Origin of the sequence: Nakamurella flavida (assembly GCF_030811475.1) — a bacterium.
Classification (GTDB): domain Bacteria; phylum Actinomycetota; class Actinomycetes; order Mycobacteriales; family Nakamurellaceae; genus Nakamurella; species Nakamurella flavida.
On sequence record NZ_JAUSQV010000001.1, the window covers coordinates 1476619 to 1490409 of the forward strand.

Annotated in this window: 12 protein-coding genes; 6 read left to right on the plus strand and 6 right to left on the minus strand. The window is 72.5% G+C overall.

What is annotated here, in order from left to right; genetic code table 11:
- Positions 1 to 41: 41 nt before the first annotated feature.
- Complete coding sequence (locus J2S58_RS06565) at positions 42 to 824, minus strand: SDR family NAD(P)-dependent oxidoreductase (protein ID WP_205258518.1); 783 nt, start codon at positions 822 to 824, stop codon at positions 42 to 44.
- Positions 825 to 924: 100 nt separating this feature from the next.
- Here J2S58_RS06565 and J2S58_RS06570 point away from each other — a divergent pair, with 100 nt between their 5' ends.
- A complete protein-coding gene (locus J2S58_RS06570) occupies positions 925 to 1779 on the plus strand; it encodes a helix-turn-helix transcriptional regulator (RefSeq protein ID WP_205258517.1) in 855 nt (284 codons plus the stop codon).
- A gap of 21 nt (positions 1780 to 1800) precedes the next feature.
- Here J2S58_RS06570 and purE read toward each other — a convergent pair whose 3' ends face one another.
- Together purE and J2S58_RS06580 are read right to left on the minus strand one after the other, a co-directional pair.
- Positions 1801 to 2313: a 5-(carboxyamino)imidazole ribonucleotide mutase gene (purE, locus tag J2S58_RS06575; RefSeq protein WP_205258516.1), complete on the minus strand. Its 513-nt coding sequence runs from the start codon at positions 2311 to 2313 to the stop codon at positions 1801 to 1803.
- The gene (locus J2S58_RS06580) at positions 2310 to 3629 is read right to left on the minus strand and encodes a 5-(carboxyamino)imidazole ribonucleotide synthase (RefSeq protein ID WP_205258515.1); all 1320 of its coding nucleotides are present in this window, start codon (positions 3627 to 3629) and stop codon (positions 2310 to 2312) included. Before J2S58_RS06580 ends, purE begins: the two co-directional genes overlap by 4 nt.
- A 91-nt stretch (positions 3630 to 3720) precedes the next feature.
- Here J2S58_RS06580 and J2S58_RS06585 point away from each other — a divergent pair, with 91 nt between their 5' ends.
- Complete coding sequence (locus J2S58_RS06585; protein ID WP_205258514.1) at positions 3721 to 4263, plus strand: GtrA family protein; 543 nt, start codon at positions 3721 to 3723, stop codon at positions 4261 to 4263.
- On the opposite strand, the gene J2S58_RS06590 is transcribed toward J2S58_RS06585, so the two are convergent.
- From J2S58_RS06590 to J2S58_RS06600, 3 genes are all read right to left on the minus strand, one after another.
- Positions 4152 to 5510 (minus strand): ATP-binding protein, encoded by a 1359-nt coding sequence (locus J2S58_RS06590; protein WP_205258513.1) that lies wholly within the window; start codon positions 5508 to 5510, stop codon positions 4152 to 4154. The genes J2S58_RS06585 and J2S58_RS06590 overlap by 112 nt on opposite strands.
- 7 nt (positions 5511 to 5517) lie before the next feature.
- On the minus strand, positions 5518 to 6213 hold the full coding sequence (locus J2S58_RS06595; protein WP_205258512.1) for a response regulator transcription factor: 696 nt from the start codon (positions 6211 to 6213) through the stop codon (positions 5518 to 5520).
- Positions 6214 to 6309: 96 nt separating this feature from the next.
- Entirely contained in the window at positions 6310 to 6822 is a 513-nt protein-coding gene (locus J2S58_RS06600) for a PH domain-containing protein (RefSeq protein WP_205258511.1), read from the minus strand.
- Positions 6823 to 6997: 175 nt separating this feature from the next.
- Between J2S58_RS06600 and J2S58_RS06605 the strand changes: the two genes are divergently transcribed.
- The 4 genes from J2S58_RS06605 to J2S58_RS06620 all read left to right on the plus strand — a co-directional run bounded on the left by J2S58_RS06605 (position 6998) and on the right by J2S58_RS06620 (position 13608).
- Entirely contained in the window at positions 6998 to 8392 is a 1395-nt protein-coding gene (locus J2S58_RS06605; RefSeq protein WP_370881856.1) for a glucose-6-phosphate dehydrogenase, read from the plus strand.
- 88 nt (positions 8393 to 8480) lie between these two features.
- Positions 8481 to 11027, plus strand: coding sequence for a bifunctional lysylphosphatidylglycerol flippase/synthetase MprF (locus J2S58_RS06610; protein ID WP_205258509.1), 2547 nt, complete (start codon positions 8481 to 8483; stop codon positions 11025 to 11027).
- A 309-nt stretch (positions 11028 to 11336) separates the two neighbouring features.
- A complete protein-coding gene (locus J2S58_RS06615; protein WP_205258508.1) occupies positions 11337 to 12716 on the plus strand; it encodes a D-arabinono-1,4-lactone oxidase in 1380 nt (459 codons plus the stop codon).
- A 40-nt stretch (positions 12717 to 12756) separates the two neighbouring features.
- Positions 12757 to 13608, plus strand: coding sequence for a glycosyltransferase family 8 protein (locus J2S58_RS06620; RefSeq protein ID WP_205258507.1), 852 nt, complete (start codon positions 12757 to 12759; stop codon positions 13606 to 13608).
- Positions 13609 to 13791 lie beyond the last annotated feature (183 nt).

Sequence of the window (13791 nt, forward strand, 5' to 3'; positions counted from 1 at the left end):
TGCAGACACCGCCCGCGGACCGGATGTGACAGGCGCGGCGATCAGGCCGAGCGGGTCGCGGTGATCCCGCCGTCCACGGCCAGCTCGGCTCCGTGCAGGTAGGCCGAGGCGTCCGACAGCAGCCAGGCCACCGCGTCCGCGATCTCCTCCGGCGTGCCCGGCCGCCCGGCGGGGGTGCCCGCGGTCATCGCCGCGATGACGTCGCCGTCCTCGGCGTTGATCGGGGTGCGGGTCGCTCCCGGCGAGACGGTGTTGACCCGGACGCCGCGGGGGCCGAACTCCGCGGCCCAGCTCCGGGCCAGCTGGATCTCGGCGGCCTTCGTCGCCGAGTACAGCCCGACGAACGGATGACCGACGTGCGCCATCCACGACCCGATGACGACGACCGCGCCGTGCCCGCGGTCGACCATGGCGGGGGCGAGGGCGGCGGTGAGGACGTGCGGGGCGGTGATGTTCACCGCGAGGGTGGCGGCCAGGTCGTCGTCGGTCAGCGTCAGGGTGTCGACGGCGGGACAGAGCGCGGCGTTGTGCACGACGGCGTCCACCTGCCCGCCGGCCGCCTCGATCGCCGCGGCGGCGAAGGCGCGCAGGGCGTCCGGGGCGGCGGTCAGGTCCGACGGGACGAAGACGGCCTGTCCACCGTGGTTCTCGATGTCGGTGACGACCCTCGCGCCGCGCCCGGCGTCGCGGCCGGTGACGACGACCTGCCAGCCCTGCGCGGCCAGGGTGCGGGCGGTGGCGGCGCCGATGCCGCTGGTGGAGCCGGTGATCAGGACGGTGCGCGGGTGAGTGAGAGTGGCGGGGTTCGGTGCGGTGGCGGTCATGTCCCCAGTGCACGTGCTCCACCCGCCGCGCACCAGGGCAGGTGCTGCCTGGTCACGACGTGCCCACCCGGGCCCCGCGGCGCGCTCCTAGTCTGGGCCGATGACGACCGACCGCACGGACCGCGCCGCGCTCGGGGCGTTCCTGCGGTCCCGTCGGGATCGGCTGACCCCGGCCCGGGCGGGGATGGCGGCGTTCCCCGGCCCCCGCCGGGTGCCCGGTCTGCGCAAGGAGGAGCTGGCCGTGCTGGCCGGGTTGAGCCCGGACCACTACAGCCGCCTGGAGCAGGGCCGTCAACACACCGTCACCGACGAGGTCCTGCACGCGCTGTCCCGCGCCCTGCAGCTCGACGAGGTGGAACGGGCCTACCTGCGGGACCTGGCCGCGCCGGCGTCGGCCCGCCGGTGGGCGCCGCGGGAGGTCCCGCAGCGCGCCGATCCGGGCATGCTGCGCCTGATGGGCGCCCTGGACCACGTGCCGACCCTGCTGCTGGGGCGGCGTTCGGAGGTGTTGGCGCGCAACGGGTTGCTGACCACCGTGCTGGGCGCGGACATGGAGCCGGGCTCGTCGTTCGTCCGCTGGCTCTTCCTGGACCCCACCGCCCGGACCCGCATCACCAACTGGGCCGACTTCGCGGCCGCCTCGGTCGGCGCCCTGCGCTACGAGGTCGGCCAGCACCCGGACGACCGCCGCCTCGCCGACCTGGTCATCGACCTGCGGTCGGCCGACGAGGACGTGGCGCACTGGTGGGACGACCAGCGCGTCACCTTCCGCACGTCGCTGACCAAGCAGATCGCCCACCCGACGGCCGGGCCGCTCACCTTCGGCATCGAGTCCGTCGTCGGGCCGCACGACCCGCACCAGCGTCTCGTCGTCTACACGGTCGAACCCGGCTCGCCCACGGCCGCGGTCCTGCCCATGCTGGCGAGCTGGGCGACGGAGGGCGCCCGGGGATGAGTCGACCGACCCGGCCGGCACTCAGTGCCCGGTCTGCTCCCGCAGCGCGTCGTGCTTGCCGATGACGGTGTCCTGCAGCGCGGCAGAGTAGGTGGCCAGCGCGACGGCGAGGCGCTCGGCCTCCTCACCCGATCCGGACGCGAGGATCCGCACGGCCAGCAGCCCGGCGTTCGCGGCGCCGCCGATGGACACGGTGGCCACCGGGATGCCGGCGGGCATCTGGACGATGGACAGCAACGAGTCCAGGCCGTCGAGCCGGGCCAGCGGGACGGGTACGCCGATCACCGGGAGCACGGTGGCCGAGGCGACCATGCCCGGCAGGTGGGCGGCACCGCCGGCCCCGGCGATGATCACCCGGATCCCGCGATCGGCGGCCTGCGTGGCGTAGTCGAGCATGCGCTGCGGGGTGCGGTGCGCGGAGACGACGCCGACCTCGTAGGGCACGGCGAAGTCGTCGAGCACCCCGCCGGCCGCACCCATCACCGGCCAGTCGGAGTCACTGCCCATGATCAGGCCGACCACCGGGGCGCTCATCGGGCCGTCTCCGCCGCGTCGGCCGTGGAGAGTGCCCGGGCCACCGTGGGCACCGGGGCCGCGTCCGGGTCCTGGTGCGGATCCCAGCCGTCCGGCCAGACCCCGTCGCCCAGCCAACGGGCGGCGAGATCGGCGATGCGGCGCAGCTCGGCGACATCACTGCCCAGCACGTTCACGTGGCCGAGTTTGCGACCGGGCCGGAAGCCCTTCCCGTACAGGTGCACCTTCACCTGGGGGAACCGGGCGGCCAGATGGTGCACCCGCTCGTCCATGCCCACCACGACACCTGCCGCGGACCCCGCGGGTGCCGACCCGCCGAGCACGTTGCCCATCACCGTGCACGGGGCGAGCAGATCGGTGCGGCCCAGCGGGTAGTCCAGGACGGCCCGCAGGTGCTGCTCGAACTGGCTGGTCAGGGCGCCGTCCTGGGTCCAGTGGGCGGAGTTGTGCGGACGCATGGCCAGCTCGTTGACCAGCAGTCCGTCCGGCGCCGCCGCCGTCCGGGGCACCTGGAACAGCTCGACGGCCAGCACCCCGACGACGTCCAGCTCACCGGCGATGCGCAGGGCCAGGGTGGTCGCGGCGACGGCGACCGCGGGGTCGAGGTCGGGCGCCGGGGCGATGACCTGCACGCAGATCCCGTCCTCCTGCACGGTCTGCACCACGGGCCAGGCCGCGGCCTGACCGAACGGCGACCGGGCGACCACGACGGCCAGCTCCCGTTCCAGCGGGGCCAGCTGTTCCAGCACGATGGGCACCCCGGCCGTGGTCGATCCGCCCAGGAGTTCGGCCTCGAGTTCCCGCGCCGCGTCGGCGTCGCGCACCACCCACACCCCCCGGCCGTCGTACCCGCCGCGCGCGGTCTTGACCACCACCGGCCAGGCGTCGGCCTCGGCGAAGGCGGTGACCGCGGCGGGGAGGCCGCCGGCGTCGGACAGCACGGCATGGGTCGGGACGGGCACGCCGAGCGCGGCCAGCCGCTCCCGCATCAGCGCCTTGTCCTGGGCGAAGGGCAGCGCCTGCGGCCCGGGGAAGACCGCGTGCCCGGCGTCGACCATGGCCTGGACGTACTCGGCGGGGACGTGTTCGTGGTCGAAGGTGACGACGTCGCACCCGGCGGCGAAGGCCAGCAGGGCATCCAGGTCGTCGTGCCGGCCGAGGGTGACGTCCGGCGCGACCAGGGCCGCGGAGTCGTCCGGGGACACCGACAGCACGCGCAGGCTCTGGCCCAGTTCGATGGCCGCCTGGTGGGTCATCCGGGCGAGCTGCCCGCCACCGACCATGCCGACCCGGGGCAACTGCGTCCGCTCGTCCACGACGTGAGAGCCTAGCGGGACCGGCCCGACGCCCCCGGCGCGCTGGCCGCACCGCACGGGCCACGCCCCCACCCGCCCGTAGACTTCGCCGGTGAATCTGATCGATCGGGTCCGGGCCGTCCTCCCGCCCAAGTACCGCGAGCTGGCCAAGTTCCTGGTCGTCGGCGGTACCTCGTGGGTGATCGACACCGTGATCTTCACGATCCTGTCGCACACCGTGCTGGCCGAGAAGGTGGTCACGGCCAAGGCCCTGTCGATCCTGGTGTCGACGATCTTCAGCTACATCGCCAACCGCGAGTGGTCGTTCAACCAGCGCGGCGGCCGCGAGCGGCATCACGAGGCGATGCTGTTCTTCCTGGTGAACGGGCTGGCCCTGGGCCTGAACCTGATCCCGCTGGCGATGTCGCGGTACCTGTTCGGCTTCAACCTCGACAACTACTCGCAGTTCGGGGTGTCGATCGCCGACTTCATCTCGGCGAACGTGGTCGGCACCATCGTGGGCATGGCCTTCCGCTACTGGGCCTACCGGCGGTTCGTGTTCCCCGACGAGCTGGCCGCCGTGTCGACCGACTCGCCGTCCACCGACACCCCGGAGCCGCTCGAGGACGGATCGACCGGCGCCTCCTCGCGCTGAGCCAGGAACACCGTGAACACCGGCGGCCGGGGCCGGGTCAGCTCGAGCCGGCCGCCGTCCGCCTCGACGAACGCCCGGGCCAGCCCGAGGCCGATGCCGGTCGACGACGCGGTGGACACCCCCCGCTCGAAGACGTGACCGACCAGGGCGTCCGGTACCCCGTCCCCCTCGTCGGCGACCTGCACCCGCACCATGGGCGGTCCCGGGCCGTCCGCGGGGACGGTGACGGTGACGGTCCCGGCGCCGTGCTGCAGGGCGTTGTCCAGCAGCACGCCGACCGTCTCCCGCAACCGGCCCGCCGTCGCGGTGACCAGCACCCCGTCCGGGCAGTCCAGCACCAGCCGGCGGCCGGTCCCGGCCAGCCGGGGCGCCCAGTCCTGCACCACCTCGGCCAGCTCGGGCCGCAGCTCCAGCTCCCGGGCACCCCCGGCCCGGCGGGACCGGGCCGCGGCCAGCAGGTCGTCCACCACGGTGACCAGCCGGTCGGTCTGCTCGAGGGCCTCGCCGACCTCGGTGCGCACCTCCGGATCGGGGTGCAGGGCCAGCTCCTCCAGGCGCAGCCGCAGTCCGGTGAGCCGGGTGCGCAGCTGGTGCGAGATGTCCCCGGCCAGGTCGCGCTCCCGCCCGATCAGCGCGGCGATGTCGGCCGCCGAGGAGTCCAGCACGTCGGCCACCCGGTCGAGCTCGGCGATGCCGTAGCGGCGCCGGAAGGTGCGGAAGTCCCCGGACCCCAGCCGGGCCGCGCGGCGGGCCACGTCGGTGAGCGGGGTGACCAGTCGGCCGGCGGTCAGCAGCGCCACCCCGGTGCCGACGACCACGGAGAGAGCGACGGCCAGGCCGACGAGGGCCAGTGCGCCGAGCTGCTCACCCCGCACCTGGTCGGCGGGGATGGACAGGCGGAGCAGGCCACCGCCGGCCATCACCAGCTGCTCGGAGTAGGTGGGCCCGGCGATGGGCGGTGCCCCGACGGACTGTTCGATGCGGCCGGCCATCCGGATGTCCAGCCGGCCGCCGGGCGGGATCGCCACCTCCAGGCGCTGCAGGTTGATCCCGCCGTCGTCGCCGGGCTGGACCGACTGCGCGGCCTGGGCGGAGATCGAGGCGGCCACGGCGTCCAGCCGGCCGGCCAGGTCCCGTTGCACCAGGTCGTCGACGACCCGCCAGGACACGATGCCCAGCGGCACCCCGAGGGTCAGCACGGTGGCCGCGATGACCAGCAGGATCGAGACGAGCACCCGGCGGCGCACGGCCGGCTCAGCCCTGCGGCTCGGCGGGCGGACCCACCTCGAAGCGGAACCCGATGCCCCGGACGGTGGAGATGCGGTGCTCCCCCGCGCCGCTCCCGGCCAGCTTCCGCCGCAGCCACGACATGTGCATGTCCAGCGTCTTGGAGGTCTTCATGCCCGGGTCGTTCCACACCTCGGCCAGGATCTCCTCCCGGGTGACGACCTGCCCGGCGCGGCTCATCATCACCCGCAGCAGCTCGAACTCCTTGTTGGCCAGCGCGATCTCGGTGCCGTCGACCTCGACCCGGCGGGCGGCGGTCTCCACCCGCACGCCGCCGACCTCCAGCAGGGCCGGGGTCCGTCGCCGCAGCAGCGCGCGCACCCGGGCCAGCAGCTCGGCCATCCGGAACGGCTTGCCCACGTAGTCGTCGGCGCCGGCGTCCAGCCCGACGACCAGATCGGCCTCGTCGGTGCGCGCGGTGAGCATCAGCACCGGCACCTCCAGACCCGCCTGCCGGATGCGGCGGCAGACCTCCAGGCCGTCGAGATCGGGCAGACCGAGGTCCAGGATGACGAGAGCGATGTCGTGGCCGGGGGCGGAGACGGCGCTGACCGCGGAGCGGCCGTCGGGGGCCACCTGCACCTCGTAGCCCTCACGGTTGAGCACCCGGGACAGCGGGCGCGCGATGGCGGGATCGTCCTCGACCACCAGGACCGTCGTCACCGCGCTCCCCCCGCCAGCCTGTCCGGCCACCACGCGTGGCCGTTCGCGCCACCCTACGGGCGGGGCCACCGGGATCCGGGGGGCCGCGCGGGGCGGTCAGGCCGGCGGACCGGCCCGGTAGTGGTCCCGGTCGTCCATGATCAACTGGTTCAGTTGCGCCTGCACCCGGGGCAGGTCGGCGACGTTGGCGAACTGCAGCGGCTCGTCCGCCGCCGACTCCACGATCAGCGTCCCGAAGCCCAGCAGCCGGCCGAGGAACGAGACATCGGTGCGCATGTTCTGGATGTGGATCAACGGGATGCGGTGCTCCTGCCGGTGGAGCACCCCGGTGCGGAAGAAGATGTGGTGGTTGGTGACGACGAAGTGCTCGGTGCGCCAGCGCAGGAAGGGCACCAGCACGAGCAGCACCAGGGCCACCGCCCCGGCCACCCCCAGCACGATCCACGCGATCCGGTGGTACTCCCAGTCGCGCAGCAGGGCGGCCACCGCGAAGCCCGCCGCGATGATGACGACGAACCACAGGCCGGGCAGCAGCAGCACCTTCCAGTGCGGGTGCTTGTGCAGCGTGACGCGTTCGCCACGGGAGAGCAGGTCGTCCGGGTAGGCCATGGCAGGAATGTAGGGCAGCGCGTGTCAGGCGGGTGTCCGCGCGCGGGGTTCACCCGGGTGTTTCATCAGGGGTGCCACCATCTCGGCGGGCACCACAGCGACCGACCGTCCGGTGACGGACATCTTCCAAGGAGCACACATGGCGGCGAGTGATTCGGACGGGACGCAGGCGACGGTGCAGGACCAGCCGCCGACGGTCTTCGTCCTGTTCGGGGCGACGGGCGATCTGGCCAAGCGCATGGTCCTGCCGGCGTTCTTCACCCTGGCCGCCAAGGGCCTGCTGCCCAAGGAGTACCTGCTGGTCGGCAACGGCCGCGGCGACGTCAGCCACGAGGACTTCAAGGGCCACGTGCACGACGTGCTCACCGAGTTCGGCCCGCATCCCGACGAGGGCCCGTGGGACGACTTCAGCTCACGGCTGCGCTTCGCCGGCGGCGGCTTCGACTCCGAGGACCCGGGCAGCCTGCTCGACGTGCTGGCCGAGGCCGAGAAGGAGATCGGCCACCAGCTGACGGTGCACTACTTCGCCGTCCCGCCGACCACCTTCGTGGAGAACACGAAGGCGCTGGGCGCCCACGACCTGACCGGGAACGCCCGGGTGGTCTACGAGAAGCCGTTCGGCACCTCCCCGCAGAGCTTCGCCGAGCTCAACGACGTCGTGCACGAGGTGCTGGACGAGGACGTCGTCTACCGGATCGACCACTTCCTGGGCAAGGAGGCGACGCAGAACCTGCACGTGCTGCGGTTCGCCAACACCCTCATCGGGGACGCCTGGAACGCCGAGCACGTCAGCTCCGTGCAGATCGACGTCCCGGAGACCCTCGACATCACCGACCGCGCGAAGTTCTACGACAGCACCGGCGCCCTGCTCGACATGGTCGTCACGCACCTGCTGCAGGTGGCGGCCGAGGTCGCCATGGAGCCGCCGGCGAGCATGTCGGCGGCCGATCTGCAGAGCGCCCGCGAGGAGGTCATCTCCCACTTCCGACCCATCGATCCGGCCGAGGTGGTGCTGGGTCAGTTCGACGGCTACCGGGACGTGGACGGTGTCGCCGACGACTCGACGATGGACACCTTCGCCGCCTGCAGGCTCTGGGTGGACACCGACCGCTGGCGCGGGGTGCCCTTCCTGCTGCGCACCGGGAAGATGCTCGCGGAGGGCCACCAGCAGGTCAGCCTCATCCTCAAGCAGCCCGACACGACCGAGTTCCAGGTCCCGGACGAGCAGGGCGCGATGATCTTCGACCTGTCCGGCACCGGCGCGGTCAAGGTGTCCCTGGTGGTGAAGAGGCCGGGACCGGGTCTGGAGCTGGCCACCGGCGACGCCGATCTGGTGCTGGCCGAACTACCCGATTCCGACGCCCTGCAGCCCTACGTGCGGTTGATCCACGACGTGCTGGCCGGGGAGCGGGGTCTGTTCACCCGGTCGGACGGGTTGGCCGCCACCTGGAAGGTGCTCGGCCCGCTCCTGGCGGACCGGCCCGAGGTGCAGCCGTACGCGCCGGGCTCCTGGGGACCGGCCGCCGCGGCGGACCTGGCCGCCCCGCACCGCTGGTTGCTGGGTCAGTAGGGCCCCCGGCCGGTGGACACCGGCCGGCGGGGTGGGTCGAGGACGAGGGACGGCCGCGGGTGCGGTCGTCCGGGGAACGAGGACGGACATGAGCACCACGGCGAGCGCGCCGGCCCCACCCGGGCCGGCGGCGAACGCACCCCGACGGCCGCGCTGGCTCCGTCATGCACGGTCGGCCGGGGCATGGGGGGTCGGTCAGCTGCGCCAGGCCCGGCGCACCCCCGTCACCCTGTCCTTCCTCGCCCTGGTGTGGGTGCTCGCGGTGGTGACGGGCAGCCTGCTGTCCGGGCCGACCGATCCGACCGACGCCGACGGTGTGCCCACCGACGGATTGTTCAGCCATGTCGCGGTCGGGCTGCCGAGCCTCCAGCAGGGCCGCTGGTGGACGGTGCTGACCTCCAGCCTGTTCGCCGCCGACCTGGTCACCTACCTGCTGGCCTCGGCGCTGCTGCTGGTGGTCGGGGTGATCGTGGAACGCCGGTGGGGCAGTCTGCGCACGGCGGGTGTCGCGGTGCTCACCGTGCTGCTCGGTGTCGGCGCGGGGCTGGGTGTCATCGCGCTGGCCGGCACGGTCGAGTCCTGGTCGTGGGCCCAGCTGCTGGCCACCAGTGTCGAGGTGGGCCTGACGCCGCTGGTCGTCGGTCTGCTGATGGCCCACAGCGCCGGGCAGACGGCGCTCTGGCGGCACCGGGTGCGGCTCGGGGTGATGGCGGCGTGCCTGGTCATGGTGCTCTACGGCGGGCAGGTCGAGGACGTCCTGCGGTTGTCCACCGCGGCCGCCGGGTGGGTGGTCGGGGTGACGGTGCTCCGCCGCTTCCGCGCGGCGTCGACCACCGCTCGGGTGCGGACCAGCTACCGGGAGACCCGGGTGCTCGTCGCCGTCGTGCTGGTGGCCAGCGCGCTGGGACCGGCCCTGCTGGCCTTCTCCCCCGCTTCGGACGGCCCCTTCGCGGCCCAGGCCTACGTCTACGTCGGGCCCAGCGCCCTGCACATCGACACCCCCCGCAACATCTCGGACTTCCTGTTCGCCCTGCTCCCGGCCCTGCTGGTGATCTCGGCCGCCCTGGGGCTGCGACGCGGGCGGCGGGCGGCGTGGTGGTCGGCGATCGTGCTGCACGTCCTGCTGCTGCTCACCGGAGCGAACTTCATGGCCGAGTTCCTCGGGTTCGCCGCGGACAACCTGACCGACGCGGACCTCGACGGGTACAACCTCTACGCCGGGCTCGGCCCCATGGTCGTCGTCCCCCTGCTGGTCATCGTGCTGCTGGTGGCGACCCGACGGTCGTTCGGGGTGCGCGCACCCCGCGGCACCTACCGCCGGCTGGCCGCCACCGTGCTCGGCGCGCTGGCCGTGCTCTTCGTGCTCTTCGTGGCGGTCGGCACGCTGATCGCCGACCAGTTCGACCCGGTGCCCACGTTCGGCCAGCTGCTGCTGGACTTCCCGCTCCGGCTGCTGCCCAACGGGTACGCGTTCATCATCACGCCCGATTTCGAACCGGTCACCGGCCTGGCCCGGTTCCTGACCGACTGGGTGGGCATCCTGGCGTGGGCGGTCGTGCTGTTCGGCCTGCTGCGCAGCTTCGTGCGCAGCGAGTCGGTCGTCCGCGACGAGGACACCGCCCGTGCCCGGGCCGTCCTGGCCGACCACGGCACCACCTCGCTGTCCTGGCTGACCACCTGGGACGGCAACACGTACTGGTTCGCCGACGACGGGCGGGCGTTCGTCGCCTACCGGGTCGAGGGCGGGGTGGCCATCACCACCGGAGACCCGGTGGCCCCGCCCGGTGAGCTCGCCGCCACGATCGCGGGGTTCCTGGCGTTCTGCGCCCGGCAGGGCTGGACGCCGTGCTTCTACAGCACCACGCAGGCCGTCAAGGACGTCACCGACCAGCTGTCCTGGGCCAGCCTGCAGGTGGCGGAGGAGACGGTGCTGCCGCTGGGGTCGCTGGCCTTCACCGGGAAGAAGTTCCAGGACATCCGGACCTCGATCAGCCGGGCGGCCAAGGCCGGCATCACCGCCGAGTGGATCGTCTACCCGGAGGCACCGCTCTCGCTCCGCGACCAGATCCAGGCCATCTCCGAGGAGTGGGTGGCCGACAAGGCCCTGCCGGAGATGGGCTTCACCCTCGGGGGCCTGGACGAGCTGAAGGACCCGGCGGTGCGCTGCCTGCTCGCGGTGGACGCCGACCGGACGGTGCACGGCATCACCAGCTGGATGCCGGTGCACCGCGACGGGGCGGTGGTGGGCTGGACGCTGGACTTCATGCGCCGGCGCAGCGACGGGCAGTCCAAGGGGGTGATGGAGTTCCTCATCGGCAGTGCCGCACTGGACCTGCAGCAGGAGGGTGCGGAGTTCCTCAGCCTGTCCGGGGCGCCGCTGGCCCAGGCCGAGCCGGGCGCCCACACCTCGGGCGTGCAGCGGGTGCTCGAGGTGATCGGCAAGACGATGGAGCCGGTGTACGGATTCCGCTCGCTGCTGCGGTTCAAGGCCAAGTTCCAGCCCGTCTACCGTCCGATGTTCCTGTGCTACCCGGAGACGGCGGTGCTGCCCCGGATCGGCCTGGGCATCAGCCACGCCTACCTCCCGAACATGACCGTGCGGGAGGCCGTCCGGATGATGGGGCAACTGTCCTGAGCAGGCCTTTCCGCCTGCAGCGGAACCCCTGTGGGAAACGGCACAGCATCCGCAGGGGCCCCCCGGGCCGTATTGACCCAGACTCGTCCACGACGACGTGGAACCGGTCCGTCCCCGCCCCGTCGCGGCGGCTCCGCCGCCCGACCCCGACCGAGTTCCCTCGTCCGACACCCGACCGCAGGGTCCCCCGTCACGACGACGTGATCCACCCCTCTCCCCTTCGGGCGAGGACCCCTGGACGGTGACCGAACCGTCCCGCGCGTCGGTGATCGCCCTGGCGGTCACCGCACCTGAGTTGAGGAGATGTGGATGGCTCGAGCAGAACTGGCCTATCCCCGCCGTGTCACCGAGCAGACCGGGGAGGACGTGCGCCTGCGCAACTGGGCCCGCAACGCCACCCTGGGCGCTCCGGGATCGGTGTGCGCGCCGACGTCCGAGGCGGAACTGCAGTCGCTCCTGGCCACCACGAGCGGGCGGGTGCGGGTGATCGGCAGTCGGATGTCGCCGGGCCGCATGCTGGGTCAGACCGACGTCGACGGGGTCCTGCTCGATCTGAGCGGCCTGACCGGTCTGCTGTCGATCACCGACGACACCGCCACCTTCGCGGGGGCGACCACCCTGCAGGACGTCTACGCCGTCCTCACCGAGCGCGGCCTCATGCTCCCGTCCTCCCCCGGCGTGATCGCCGAGCAGACGCTGGCCGGGGCCATCTCGACCGGCACGCACGGGCAGGGCCTGAATCAGAGCACCATCGCCGACGCCGCGCTGGCCGTCCGGCTGGTGCTGGCCGACGGATCGGTCCGTGACTTCCGACGCGGTGACCCGTGGTTCGGCGCGGTCCAGCTGGGTCTGGGTTCGCTGGGCGTCATCACCCGGGTCACCCTGCGGACGCAGCCGTCGCCGATCTACACCTGCCGGAAGAACATGACCGACGCGGCGACCCTGGACGACGACCTGACCAGCTGGAACCGGGAGAACGACCTGGTCAAGGCCTGGTGGTTCCCGCAGGAGGGTCAGGTCCAGGTCTGGACGGCCCAGGAGGCCGGCGAGGACGACGTGCGCCGGCACCGGGAGGCCGGCGGTGGGCTGTTCGAGCACCCGACCGTGAGCGACGCGATGAACGCGACGATCGAGCAGACGCTGCGTCAGCTGCGCGACGACACGAAGGTCGCCCGCGAGGACATGCCGTCCCGCACGGTCACCCGCTTCCGCGACTTCACCGACGTGACCGGCGACATCTACCAGGTGTTCTGCCGGGGCATCGCGACCCCGCAGATCAACGTGGAGATCGGCGTCCCGCTGGATCTGGCCGGCGGCGTGATCAAGAAGATCAAGGACTGGCACGACCAGACCCAGCCGCGCATGCACTACCCGGTGATCCTGCGCTGCACCGGTCCGTCGGAGGCATGGCTGAGCCCGTCGCACGGCCAGGACACCTGCTACTTCGGGTTCGTCGTCTACTACTCGGAGGACGGTTCGCTGTCCGAGGAGGGCGTGGACTTCCTGCGCGAGGTGGAGAAGCTGCTGGCCGCCGAGGGCGGCCGGCCGCACTGGGGCAAGTACTTCGACGAGTCGCTGTACGACTGGCCGACGCTCTACCCGGAGTGGGAGTCCTTCCGCGAGGTCCGGGACGCGCTCGACCCCGGGCACCGTTTCGCGAACGCCTTCACCACCGCCCTGTTCGACTGACCGTGCGACCGGTGCGGTGCTGCACCCGAGGAGAACGACGATGAATGCCTGGGTCACCCTGCTGACGCAGCCCAACTACCTGGACGGGGCGCGCACGTTGCGTGCCTCCATCGCCGCCTCGGGCAGCCCGCACCCCTTCGTGGTGATGGTGACCGACGGCATCGGGCCGGACGACCGTCGGCTGCTCGAGGCCGACGGCTGCCTGGTCCGCGAGGTCCGGCCGCTGCGCCCGGCGGACGACGGCGTCGACGGGTACGCCAACGCCCGGTTCGCCGAGGTGTGGACCAAGCTGGCCGTCTGGGGGCTCACGGAGTTCGAGCGGGTGGTCTTCCTGGACGCCGACATGCTGGTGACCCGGTCGATGGACGAACTGTTCGACCTGGAGCTGCCGGACGGCGGGATCGCCGCGTGCCACGCCTGCCGGTGCAATCCGAACCGGATCGCCAGCTACCCGGCGGACTGGACCCCGGCGAATTGCTTCTACTCGTACTGCCGCGGCCCGGAACACACCAGCGAGCCGGGTGTGGTGGGCAACTACCTGAACGGCGGCTTCCTGGTGCTGACGCCGGACGCGGCGGTCCTCGACGACATGTCCGCCCGGCTGGCCGGGCTCGCCGATCTGTCCGGCTTCCCGTTCGCCGAGCAGGACTTCCTCAACGAGTACTACCAGGACCGCTGGCTGCCCCAGCCCTACGTCTACAACGCCCTCAAGACACTGCCGTTCCAGCACCCGACGATGTGGGACGCGGCCGAGGTGAAGAACATCCACTTCATCATCGACAAGCCGTGGGAGCAGCAGCTGTCGCCGGATGACCGCTACTTCGCCCTGCACGAGCTGTGGTGGGACGCCGCGCGCGCGGCCGGCACGGCCCCGGTGGTCGCCGGTCACTGACCCTCCGCGGCGGGTGCGGTCGGCCGATCGGGTCGGGGATGCTCCGTGGCCGAGGACACCCGAGCAGGGTGGGTGCGCGCGGGGCGTTCCCCCACCGCCCAGGGCCACCACCGGTCGGACCTGTCGCGGGATTCGACCTCGGGCAGGGGTGGAGTGGATCGGTGCAGATGCATGGTCATTCCG

What these genes read in the sequence shown, in the direction of transcription:
- J2S58_RS06565 (WP_205258518.1), bottom strand. Translation starts at nt 824, where the DNA reads ATGACCGCCACCGCACCGAACCCCGCCACTCTCACTCACCCGCGCACC.
- J2S58_RS06570 (WP_205258517.1), top strand. Translation starts at nt 925, where the DNA reads ATGACGACCGACCGCACGGACCGCGCCGCGCTCGGGGCGTTCCTGCGG.
- purE (WP_205258516.1), bottom strand. Translation starts at nt 2,313, where the DNA reads ATGAGCGCCCCGGTGGTCGGCCTGATCATGGGCAGTGACTCCGACTGG.
- J2S58_RS06600 (WP_205258511.1), bottom strand. Translation starts at nt 6,822, where the DNA reads ATGGCCTACCCGGACGACCTGCTCTCCCGTGGCGAACGCGTCACGCTG.
- J2S58_RS06610 (WP_205258509.1), top strand. Translation starts at nt 8,481, where the DNA reads ATGAGCACCACGGCGAGCGCGCCGGCCCCACCCGGGCCGGCGGCGAAC.
- J2S58_RS06615 (WP_205258508.1), top strand. Translation starts at nt 11,337, where the DNA reads ATGGCTCGAGCAGAACTGGCCTATCCCCGCCGTGTCACCGAGCAGACC.
- J2S58_RS06620 (WP_205258507.1), top strand. Translation starts at nt 12,757, where the DNA reads ATGAATGCCTGGGTCACCCTGCTGACGCAGCCCAACTACCTGGACGGG.